A 10,242-nucleotide genomic window follows, 5' to 3' on the forward strand; every position below is an offset into this window, starting at 1 on the left:
CCCCGCACCGACTGAATCAAGCCCGGCGGGCGATTGAGGCCAACGGGCCTCCGGGCCCGCTCCCGGCCTGTCCGGGTTCTGTTCCCGCCGCCCGTGCTCAGGCGCGGCGCCACTCCTCCCACACCGCCGTGAGATCCGCGTCGACCGCCGGGGCCACCGTGTCGAGCAGCCGCACCTGCGCCCCCGGTCCCGCCAGGTCCGTGCGGTACGGGTGAGGTGGGCCGCCCGGGGTGGCGCCGAGTGCGGTGACCGAGCCGATGACGCGGTGGGCGCCGAGGATGCCGGGCAGTTCCCTGATCTCCGGGTCGCGCAGGTCAAGCTCCTCGACCAGCAGGTCCGCGCCGTCGTATGTGGCACGGGTCGTCGCCCGTACCCTGCCGCCCCGCTCGCCGGAGCGCCCCAGGACCAGGGTGTCGCGCCAGAGCATCCGGGCACCGGCGGCCAGCCCGATGTCCATCGTGCGCAGGACGTCCGCCCCGGACGAGACCACGAACGGCTGGGCGTCCCAGGTGAGTTCGCCGCCCTCCGCGATCTCGACGCGGGCGTGCCAGGCCGATGTGCCGCCGCGGTGGTCGTACGCGACGAGCCCGGCGGGTTCGACCAGGTGCAGCCGCGCGCCCGCCCCGACCGTGATGCGCAGGGTCAGCGCGTCGCCCGCCAGGAGCCCGGCCCGGGTCCCGACCAGGGCGAGGTGCAGCCCGTCCGGGGCGGGGAGCAGCGGGCGCGGTGCCAGGAAGGCGCCGGGGCGCAGTTCACGGGGCACATCGCGGCCCGCCGTGTCGCGCTCGACGGCGACGACCGTGGGGTCGGTGCCGCCGTCGTCGGGCCCGGCCCCACGGTCGCCGCCACCGTCGCCGTCGCCGTCGGGCCCGGTCATGGGTGACTGTGGCCTTCGCCGTCACCGTGGCTGTGGGAGTGCGGGGCCATCGGGCCCGGGTCGCTGGGCACATGGGTGCCGGAGCGGTGGCGTACGAGCAACGCCCGTACCCAGTCGGCCAGTTCGGTGACCGAGGCCCGGTCGTGCTTGGAGAGGGCCAGCACCTGGAGACCGTCACGGGCGGCCTCCGCGTCGGCGACCATCGCCGGGACGTCGACCTCCACATACGGTGCGAGGTCGGTCTTGTTGATGACGAGGAGGTCCGCCCCGGTGATACCGGGCCCGCCCTTGCGGGCCACGTCGCCGCCGCCCGCGACATCGATGCAGAAGAGCTGTGCGTCGGCGAGCGCCGGGCTGAAGGTGGCGGTGAGGTTGTCGCCGCCGCTCTCGATGAGCACCAGGTCGAGCGGCCCGTACGCCTCTTCGAGGTCCTCGACCGCGTCCAGGTTGGCGCTGACATCGTCGCGGATCGCGGTGTGCGGGCAGGCGCCGGTCTCCACGGCGCGGATGCGCTCGGTGGGCAGGACCCCCGCCGACCGCAGGAAGCGGGCGTCCTCGTCGGTGTAGATGTCGTTGGTGACGACGGCCATGGAGAGTTCGTCGGCGAGCGCCCGGCAGAGGGTCGCCAGGATCGAGCTCTTGCCGGTGCCGACCGGCCCCGCGACCCCGAGGCGCAGGGCCCTCGGCTGGTTCAGCGGTTCGTTGAAGTGCTGGTTGAGGGGCGGCTCCGGCGCGCGGTCGCCGACCGGGTGCGCGTACGGGTACGGGTCCTGGAGCCGGTGCTCGGTCCGGGGGTCGCTCCCGGACGGGCGGGGGGCGTCCCCGGACTGACGGGGGGCGTTGCCGGGCAGGCGGGGGCCGTTGCCGGGCAGGCGGGGGGCGTTCTCAGGCAAGGAAGAGTCTCCGTTCTCGTCGGTCGTGTGCGAGGGCCCACTCCTCGGTGAGCAGGCCCGCCCTTGCGGGCAGTTCGTCCGGTGTCCGTACGGCGAGGGCCTCGGCCACCGCGTCGGCCGCCTCGGGACCGGCGGCGAGGATCCACGCCACCGAGTCGAGCGGATCGCCGGGAAGCAGCTTCAGCGCGGCTGCGGCCACCGTCTGGAGTTCGTCGTAGACGACGCCGTACGCGAGGTCCTCGTCCGGCACGTCGAGCACGGCGCCGAGCGCGCCCAGCGTGATGGGCCGCAGGGGGCGCAGGCTCGGCGTGCACGCCGTGGTGAGCGCCGTGACCGCCGGATGGCCGGGCGCGAGCCTGCGGGCGAGCCGGTGCACGCCCCGGCCGAGCGCCGCCGACGCCGCACGCATCGGCGCCACCGGCGTCCTGGCCGCGAGCGCCCGCTGTACGGGGGCATAGTCCACCGGGTCCTGTCGCGCGGCCCGCAGCGCCAGCACCGCGGCTGCGGCCTCGGTGACGGTGGTGGTGTGCAGCCTGGCCCGCAGGAGCGCCGGGATCCGGTCGCGGGTGAGCCCGGCCGCCACGGCCGGTTCGAGCCCGGCGCTGTAGGTGTACGCGCCGACCGGCAGCCGCCCGTCGGCGAGCAGCAGGGGTGCGAGCCCGGAGGTACGCATCAGAACATGCTGTACCGCTGCGTGAGCGGCAGTTCGGCGGCCGGGGCGGGCTCGACGAGTTCGCCGTCGATCCGGATGGCGAAGGTCTCGGGGTCGACGTCGATCGCCGGGAGCGCGGTGTTGTTGGGCAGATCCGCCTTGGTGAGGTGGCGGGTGGGCCGTACAGCGACCAACTCCCTTTCCAGACCCAGGCGTTCGGCGAGACCGTCGGCCAGGGCCGCCGGGGCGACGAAGCTGACCGAGAGGTGCGGGGCGGCACCGGCCGCCGCCGTGGGGCGGAGCAGGACCGGCTGGGTGGTGGGGATCGCCGCGTTGGCGTCGCCGAGTGGCGCGCTGACCACCATGCCGCCCTTGAGCACGGCGGCGGGTCTGATCCCGAAGAACGCCGGGTCCCAGAGCACCAGGTCGGCGAGTTTGCCGGGCTCGACGGAGCCGACCACATGGTCGATGCCGTGGGCGACGGCCGGGCAGATCGTGTACTTGGCGATATAGCGACGGGCCCGCTCGTTGTCCGCGGGAAGCTCCGTGCTGCGGTCCCCGAAGCGCTGCTTCATGGTGTGCGCGACCTGCCAGGTGCGGCAGATGACCTCTCCGATCCGGCCCATGGCCTGGGCGTCGGACGAGGTGATGGAGAGCGCGCCGATGTCGTGCAGGACGTCCTCGGCCGCGATGGTCGACGCACGGATACGGGACTCCGCGAACGCCAGGTCCTCGGGCACCCGGGGGTTGAGGTGGTGGCAGACCATCAGCATGTCGAGATGCTCGGCGACGGTGTTCACGGTGTGCGGGAGCGTCGGATTGGTGGACGCGGGAAGTACGTGGGGGTGCGAGGCGACCGTGATGATGTCGGGGGCGTGGCCGCCGCCCGCGCCCTCGGCGTGGAAGACATGGATGCCGCGTCCGCCGATGGCGGCCAGGGTGCTCTCGACGTAACCGGCCTCGTTGAGGCTGTCGCCGTGCAGCGCGACCTGGAGTCCGTAGGTGTCGGCCGCGCGCAGGGCGGCGTCGATGGCGGCGGGCGTGGCGCCCCAGTCCTCGTGGACCTTGTAGCCGCCGGCACCGCCGAGCGCGGCCTCGCGCAGGGAGTCGTCGCCGACGGTGGAGCCCTTGCCGAACAGCATGACGTTGAGTGGCACCCGGTCCAGGGAGCGGTGCATCATCGCGAGGTTCCAGGCGCCGGGGGTGACGGTGGTCGCCTTGGACCCCTCACTGGCCCCGGTGCCGCCGCCGATCACGGTGGTGGTGCCGGTGGCGAGCGCCTCGTGGAGGGTCTCCGGCATCAGGAAGTGGACATGGGTGTCGATGGCGCCCGCGGTCAGGATGCGCCCCTCGCCGGACACCACATCGGTGCCGGGGCCGATCACCAGGCCGGGGTGGACCCCCTCGCTCATATCCGGATTGCCGGACCGGCCGAGCGCGACGATACGGCCCGCGCGGATGCCGACGTCCGCCTTGACGACGCCCCAGTGGTCGAGCACCACGGCATTGGTGATGACCAGGTCGAGAGCGCCCTCGGCGCGGGAGGCGGTGGCCTGGGCCATGGACTCGCGGATGGACTTGCCGCCGCCGAAGACCGCTTCGTCGCCGCCGAAGCAGTGGTCCTCCTCGACCTCGATCCAGAGGTCGGTGTCGGCGAGGCGGATCCGGTCCCCGGTGGTGGGTCCGTAGAGCGCCGCGTAGGCGGCGCGGGTCATCCGGGCCATCTCAGCCTTCCTCCGTCCGTGCGGGTGCTCCGGGCGCGGGCGGCGCGGTGGGCGCCGGGGGCACGGTGGGTTTCGGCGGCGCGGTGGGTTTCGGCGGCGCGGTGGGTGCCTCGCATGTCCGGTGGCGGGCGCCAGGCAGTACGAGGCCGGGGACCGCCCGCCGTCCGCTGAGCTCGACCAGCGTCACCTCGGCGCCGACGCCGGGCTCGAAGCGCAGCGAGGTGCCGGACGGAATATCGAGTCTGAATCCCTCGGCCGCAGCCCGGTCGAAAGAAAGGAATGAATTCGTGTCGGCGAAATGAAAATGCGAGCCGATCTGAATGGGACGGTCGCCGTCATTCACCACGGAGAGGCGCAATTGCATCAGGTCTTCATTGATTTCGAGTACACCGGGACCGGTGCGGATCTCGCCGGGAATCACGGGATCGGCGCGGTGATCGTGACGAGCTTGCGCCCGTCCGGGAACGTCGCCTCGACCTGGACGTCCTGCAGCATCTCCGGTACGCCTTCGAGCACGTCAGCGCGGGTCAGGACGGACCTGCCCGCCGCCATGAGCTCGGCGACACGGGCGCCTTCACGGGCTCGTTCCATCGCCCAGCAGGCGAGCAGCGCAACCGCCTCGGGGTAGTTCAGACGTACACCGCGTTCACGCCGGTCACGGGCGACCATTCCTGCGACGCTCAGCAGCAATTTCTCCGTGTCGGACGGAGTGAGAAGCATGGGGAACCTCCATGGCGGCAGCCCCCGGAATTCCCGGAATCGCCACAGCCACATCCCTCTTATAAACCCGCCGAAGGCACTGTGGCAACTTTCGGCGCACTATAAAAAGTCCCCTTCTGGGGTTATGACCCACTAAATACGGGCAAACGGTACAAAATCTCTCCCGCATTCAGCCCTTCGTCGCACCGGATCCGGCCGCGGATCCGAGCACCCGGGCGGTGAAGGCCGCCAGCTGGGAGCGCATCCGTTCACGACCTGTCCGCTCCTGGCCGACGAGGTGTTCCACGAGGTCGGCACGGACGGCGGCGAGCAGCGCGTGCGCCGTGAAGTCGCTGTCGCCGGCAAGCCCGGGGATCTCCTCCAGCGCACCGCGCAGCAGCCCGTGCCACCACTCGTAGTGCTCTGCCCGGTAAGGTCCGGCGCCACCGCCCCCCGTACCCTCCAGGGCCAGCGCGAGGTGGCGGTTGTCGAGCTTGAAGCAGAGCAGGGCGTCGAGCAGGGCCGGTACGCGCAGCAGTGGCGGAGCGGCCGGCCCCAGAGGCGGCGGGCCCTCATCGGCCGCGCTCCTGACCGGTTCGAGCCGCGCTCCGTACAGCGCGCGGATCAGACCGGTGCGGTCACCGAAGGCACGGAAGAGCGTCGCCTTGCCCACCCCGGCCGCCGCCGCGATATCGGCCATCGTGACGGCGTCGGGGCTCTCACAGCGGGCGAAGAGGTCATCGGCCGCCGCGAAGGCCGCCGCACGGTTGCGGGCCGCGTCCTTGCGTGGCTTGCGGTCGGGCATACGTGACCTCCAGTTGCGAAGCGGACCAGCGGTCCGTATCTTCGAGCGAAACGGACCCTGGGTCCGCATCGTACGGGACGGAGCACCCATGACCACGGACACGGCGCCGGCGGACCTGTACCGCCACGGCCTGCGACTGCTGCTGGACAAGGACATCGAAGGCTGGGTCGGCCTCTGGGACGAGAACGGCGTCTTCGAGTTCCCCTTCGCACCTGACGGCTGGCCCCGGCGGCTGGAGGGCAGGGCGGCGATCGCCGACTACATGCGCGGCTACCCCGGCCACATCGACCTCCACGACTTCCCCTCCGTCGAGATCCACCGGACCACCTCCCCGCGGACCATCGTGACCGAGATGCGCGGGGTGGGGCGGCTGGTGCGGACCGGCAGCCCCTTCGACATGACCTATATCGCCGTGGTGACCTTCGACAACGGCCTCATCACCCACTACCGCGACTACTGGAACCCGCTCACCATCCTCCGGGACACGGCGGCCGACTTCACCGGGAGCCACTGATGGCAGCATCCGGCACCACCCCCGGCGCCGTCCTCGTCACCGGCGCGACCGGCACCACCGGCAGCCGGGTCACCGCCCGGCTCGCGGCGGCCGGGCACCGGGTCAGGGCGGCCGGCCGCCACGGCACCCCCGTGGAGGGCGCCGAGGCCGTCCGCTTCGAGTGGAACGACCCCGCGACCCACGCCGAGGCCCTGACCGGCGCCGACCGGGTCTACCTGGTCCCACCGCCCGGAGCGCCGGACCCGGCGGCCGTCATGCTGCCCTTCCTGCGGCGGGCCCGTACGGCAGGTGTGCGGCGTGCGGTACTGCTCAGCTCATCGGCGATCCCCGCGGGCGGCCCCGGCGTCGGCCAGGTGCACCGGGCCCTGCCGGAACTGTTCGACGAGTGGGCCGTGCTGCGCCCCTCGTGGTTCATGCAGAACTTCACCGGCGACCACGTCCACGCCCGGAGCATCCGGGACCGCGGGATCATCGAGACCGCGACCGGCGAGGGCCGCGTCGCGTTCGTGGACGCGGACGACATCGCCGCCGTCGCCGTACACGCGCTGACCGACGCCGAGGCACCCGACACCGACCTGGTCATCACGGGCCCCGAGGCGCTGAGCCACCGTGAGGTCGCCGCCCTCCTCACCGGGATCACCGGCCGCCCCGTCACCCACCGGCAGCTGAGCCACGGCGAACTGCGGCAACGGCTCGCCTCCGTCGTACCCGAGGCATTCGCCGCACTCCTCGCCGACCTGGACCGGGCCATCGCCGCCGGAGCCGAGGACCGCACCACGGACACCGTCCAGCGGCTCACCGGCCGCCCGCCGCGCGACTTCCGTACCTTCGCGGAGCGCGCGACGGCCTGACGCGGTACACAGGTACGGGTACGGGTCACGGGTCCAGGCCCCCGGTCGCGCCAGGGCCCCGGGCACGGCCGCGGCGCCGGAGCACCGTCGCAGCGCCGGAGCCCAGCCGCAGCGCCGAAGCACGGCCGCCCCCGGCGGAAGACCCGTCCGGCGCCGAGCACCCTCAGGAGGGCGTACGCGCCGCTGCCACCAGCAGCCTGGCGGTGTCCTCCGTGCAGAGCTGGAGCGCGCCGCCGACCGTCGCGAGCACCTCACGCTCGGCGGGGCTGTACGGTCCGTCGGCGAGGGCGATCCGGGCGCCCTGCAGCAGGATCGACTCCCGGCCGACCGGGGCGAGATGGGGCGCCAGCGGCTGGAGCGACTCGTGCAGCTCGATGGTGAGCGCGGCCCCGCACGGCTCGGCGTCGGTGACGAAGCGGCCGGTGTCCGCGGCGAGCGCGTCGACCAGGGCGGTCAGCTGCTCCTCGGTGCACTCGTCGAATCCGGCGGCCCGGACCGTGGAGACGGCGGTCTCGACCACCGCGTGGGAGCCGGTGCCGCCGGCGGTGAGGACGGCGAGCGTCACGGTGTGAACGGCGTCGCGCAGCATCGCCGAGAAGCGTGTCGTGGTGGGGCGGTCGAGGGTGTCGGTGGAGAACTGCGTCCAGCAGGCGGAGCATTCGACCACCGGGCCGGTGCGGCCACGCGAGAGGAGCGGCACTCCGAGCACGGTCAGCCGCCTGCGGCCGTTCAGACGGCGGTAGTTGCGGTCCCCGCCGCAGTCCGCGCAGAAGAACTCGCCGTCGCCGACCGTGTCCCAGGAGGTGCGCACGGACCAGACGATCGACTTCCTGCCGCCGCGTCCACGGATTGACAGCACGGCTCACCTCCGTAACACCGGCAACGCTCCGTTGCGTTGCGCTCCACCACGCCCGTGTCCCCCGGTTGTTCCGTCGGACACAGGGCCGTCATGTGGACGTGATGTTAGCCACATCGATGATGTGCCGTCAGCACCCTGACGGGAGATGGCTTGGTCCCGCCCCTCGCCGTGCACGGCCGGGAGCCGTGAATGATGAGGTCAAATGGGGTCCGCGTGGACCGGAGGCCCGAAATTTCGCAAGCGGGGCCGTACCCGTAAGAACACCTCGGGTACGGCCCCGGCCGTGCGGGGGACGCGCTGCGTCAGCGGGCGGCCCGGTTGACCGCCGAGACGACCGCCTTCAGCGAGGCCCGGGTGGTGTTGGCGTCGATACCGATGCCCCACATGACCTTGCCGTCGATCGCGCACTCGATGTACGAGGCGGCCAGCGCGCTCGCACCCTCGCTCATCGTGTGCTCCTGGTAGTCCAGCAGCCGGGCGTCCACACCGGTCTCGGACAGCGCGGCGAAGAAGGCCGAGATCGGACCGTTGCCGGTGCCCGACAGCGCTGTCTCGACGCCGTCCACGACGGCCTCGACGGTCAGCGTGTCCCGGCCGTCGGTGTCCGTGGTGGTCTGGCCGGAACGCAGCTGGATCCGGCCCCAGCGGGCGTCGTCGTCGGCGGAGCTGGGCAGGTACTCGTCCTGGAAGATCGCCCAGATGTCCTTCGGTGTGACCTCGCCGCCCTCGGCGTCGGTCTTCGTCTGGATGATCTTCGAGAACTCGATCTGCATCCGGCGCGGCAGGTCCAGCTTGTGCTCGTTCTTCAGGACGTACGCGATACCGCCCTTGCCGGACTGCGAGTTGACCCGGATCACGGCCTCGTACGAGCGGCCGACGTCCTTGGGGTCGATCGGCAGATAGGGGACGGCCCACTCGATGTCGTCGACCGTCTTGCCCTGCGCGGCCGCCTCGGCCTCCATCGCGTCGAAGCCCTTCTTGATGGCGTCCTGGTGGGAGCCGGAGAAGGAGGTGTAGACCAGGTCGCCCGCATAGGGGTGGCGCGGGTGGATCTCCATCTGGTTGCAGTACTCGGCGGTGCGGCGCACCTCGTCGATCTGCGAGAAGTCGATCTGCGGGTCGACGCCCTGGCTGAACAGGTTCATGCCCAGCGTCACCAGGTCGACGTTGCCGGTGCGCTCGCCCTGCCCGAACAGACAGCCCTCGATACGGTCGGCGCCCGCCATGATGGCCAGTTCGGCGGCGGCGACGGCGGTGCCGCGGTCGTTGTGCGGGTGCACCGACAGGCATACGTACGCACGCCGCGACAGGTTCCGCGACATCCACTCGAAGCGGTCGGCGTGCGTGGACGGCGTCGAACGCTCCACGGTGGCGGGCAGGTTGAGGATGATCTCGCGTCCGGCCTCGGGCTGCCAGACGTCCATGACCGCCTCGCAGACCTCCAGGGCGAAGTCCAGCTCGGTGTCGGTGAAGATCTCCGGGCTGTACTGGTAGCCGAAGGTCGTCTCCGGGCCCAGGATCTTCTCGGCGTACTCCATCACCAGGCGGGTGCCGTCCACGGCGATCTGCTTGATGTCCTCCTTGGAGCCGCGGAAGACGACCCGGCGGAAGGTCGGGGCGGTGGCGTTGTACAGATGCACGGTCGCGCGGCGGGCGCCGCGCAGCGACTCGACGGTGCGCTCGATCAGGTCCTCACGGGCCTGGGTCAGGACGGAGATGGTCACGTCCTCGGGGATCGCGCCCTCTTCCTCGATGATCGAGCGTACGAAGTTGAAGTCGGTGTCGCCCGATGCGGGGAAGCCGACCTCGATCTCCTTGTAGCCCATCTTCACCAGCAGGTCGAACATCTCGCGCTTGCGCGCCGGTGACATGGGGTCGATCAGCGCCTGGTTGCCGTCGCGCAGATCGGTGGAGAGCCAGCGGGGGGCCCGCGTGATGCGGTTGTCGGGCCAGCTGCGGTCGGGGATCTCGACGGCCTCGTACGGGCCGTACTTGTGCACCGGCATTCCGGACGGCTTCTGCATCCGGGTGGCGTTGGTGATCGGCGTGGGGTGCGACATCTGCGTGGGGCTCCTCGGGATCCGGCGGGGGAAGGCCGACTGTGCCGCTGCAGCACCAGACTCCGCGGGGAGGGGGTCGGCCTACGACTACAGGCCCTCGCCGCGGCAGCTAAGGAGAAGCAGCCCGAAACGCATGATGTTCCGCAGCCTAGCCCAGCGGCGCCGGGAACGCCGCTTCCGTATCAGTATGCGGACCGGCGGATGCCTGGGGCGAACCCGGCCCGGTGGGGGGGGGGGGGGCGGCCGCCCCCGCCCCCCCCGCGGGCCCCCCCCCCCGCCCGCGCGAATGTGGCAGAGAGCGGAACCCC

10 protein-coding genes and 1 pseudogene are annotated in these 10,242 nt (G+C 71.9%); 2 read left to right on the plus strand and 9 right to left on the minus strand.

What is annotated here, in order from left to right; all coding sequences use genetic code 11:
* Positions 1-97: 97 nt before the first annotated feature.
* The 7 genes and pseudogenes from ACFXBC_RS13265 to ACFXBC_RS13295 form a co-directional block, all read right to left on the minus strand.
* Positions 98-877 (minus strand): urease accessory protein UreD, encoded by a 780-nt coding sequence (locus tag ACFXBC_RS13265; protein ID WP_385022875.1) that lies wholly within the window; start codon positions 875-877, stop codon positions 98-100.
* Complete coding sequence (gene ureG / locus ACFXBC_RS13270; protein WP_385022929.1) at positions 874-1,572, minus strand: urease accessory protein UreG; 699 nt, start codon at positions 1,570-1,572, stop codon at positions 874-876. Before ureG ends, ACFXBC_RS13265 begins: the two co-directional genes overlap by 4 nt.
* A gap of 190 nt (positions 1,573-1,762) precedes the next feature.
* The gene (locus ACFXBC_RS13275; protein ID WP_385022877.1) at positions 1,763-2,443 is read right to left on the minus strand and encodes an urease accessory protein UreF; all 681 of its coding nucleotides are present in this window, start codon (positions 2,441-2,443) and stop codon (positions 1,763-1,765) included.
* Entirely contained in the window at positions 2,443-4,146 is a 1,704-nt protein-coding gene (locus ACFXBC_RS13280; protein WP_385022879.1) for an urease subunit alpha, read from the minus strand. The genes ACFXBC_RS13275 and ACFXBC_RS13280 overlap by 1 nt, the downstream gene beginning before the upstream one ends.
* A gap of 145 nt (positions 4,147-4,291) precedes the next feature.
* A pseudogene (ureB, locus tag ACFXBC_RS13285) lies at positions 4,292-4,567 on the minus strand (urease subunit beta); the annotation flags it as partial.
* Positions 4,564-4,866 carry an urease subunit gamma gene (locus ACFXBC_RS13290; protein ID WP_385022881.1) on the minus strand — a complete coding sequence of 101 codons (303 nt, stop codon included), beginning with the start codon at positions 4,864-4,866 and terminating at the stop codon, positions 4,564-4,566. The pseudogene ureB and the gene ACFXBC_RS13290, both read right to left, overlap by 4 nt.
* Before the next feature lie 169 nt (positions 4,867-5,035).
* Positions 5,036-5,650: a TetR/AcrR family transcriptional regulator gene (locus ACFXBC_RS13295; protein ID WP_385022883.1), complete on the minus strand. Its 615-nt coding sequence runs from the start codon at positions 5,648-5,650 to the stop codon at positions 5,036-5,038.
* A gap of 88 nt (positions 5,651-5,738) precedes the next feature.
* Here ACFXBC_RS13295 and ACFXBC_RS13300 point away from each other — a divergent pair, with 88 nt between their 5' ends.
* Entirely contained in the window at positions 5,739-6,164 is a 426-nt protein-coding gene (locus tag ACFXBC_RS13300; protein WP_385022885.1) for a nuclear transport factor 2 family protein, read from the plus strand.
* Entirely contained in the window at positions 6,164-7,015 is an 852-nt protein-coding gene (locus ACFXBC_RS13305) for an NAD(P)H-binding protein (RefSeq protein ID WP_385022887.1), read from the plus strand. Before ACFXBC_RS13300 ends, ACFXBC_RS13305 begins: the two co-directional genes overlap by 1 nt.
* Positions 7,016-7,178: 163 nt before the next feature.
* On the opposite strand, the gene ACFXBC_RS13310 is transcribed toward ACFXBC_RS13305, so the two are convergent.
* Positions 7,179-7,874, minus strand: a complete 696-nt coding sequence (locus ACFXBC_RS13310) for a TerB family tellurite resistance protein (protein WP_385022889.1) — start codon at positions 7,872-7,874, stop codon at positions 7,179-7,181.
* A 302-nt stretch (positions 7,875-8,176) separates the two neighbouring features.
* A complete protein-coding gene (gene leuA, locus ACFXBC_RS13315) occupies positions 8,177-9,934 on the minus strand; it encodes a 2-isopropylmalate synthase (RefSeq protein ID WP_385022891.1) in 1,758 nt (585 codons plus the stop codon).
* Positions 9,935-10,242 lie beyond the last annotated feature (308 nt).

Source organism: Streptomyces sp. NPDC059398 (assembly GCF_042751845.1).
GTDB lineage: Bacteria > Actinomycetota > Actinomycetes > Streptomycetales > Streptomycetaceae > Streptomyces.

What these genes read in the sequence shown, in the direction of transcription:
- ACFXBC_RS13300 (WP_385022885.1), top strand. Translation starts at nt 5,739, where the DNA reads ATGACCACGGACACGGCGCCGGCGGACCTGTACCGCCACGGCCTGCGA.
- ACFXBC_RS13280 (WP_385022879.1), bottom strand. Translation starts at nt 4,146, where the DNA reads ATGGCCCGGATGACCCGCGCCGCCTACGCGGCGCTCTACGGACCCACC.
- ACFXBC_RS13265 (WP_385022875.1), bottom strand. Translation starts at nt 877, where the DNA reads ATGACCGGGCCCGACGGCGACGGCGACGGTGGCGGCGACCGTGGGGCC.
- ACFXBC_RS13295 (WP_385022883.1), bottom strand. Translation starts at nt 5,650, where the DNA reads ATGCCCGACCGCAAGCCACGCAAGGACGCGGCCCGCAACCGTGCGGCG.
- ACFXBC_RS13275 (WP_385022877.1), bottom strand. Translation starts at nt 2,443, where the DNA reads ATGCGTACCTCCGGGCTCGCACCCCTGCTGCTCGCCGACGGGCGGCTG.
- ACFXBC_RS13290 (WP_385022881.1), bottom strand. Translation starts at nt 4,866, where the DNA reads ATGCTTCTCACTCCGTCCGACACGGAGAAATTGCTGCTGAGCGTCGCA.
- leuA (WP_385022891.1), bottom strand. Translation starts at nt 9,934, where the DNA reads ATGTCGCACCCCACGCCGATCACCAACGCCACCCGGATGCAGAAGCCG.
- ACFXBC_RS13305 (WP_385022887.1), top strand. Translation starts at nt 6,164, where the DNA reads ATGGCAGCATCCGGCACCACCCCCGGCGCCGTCCTCGTCACCGGCGCG.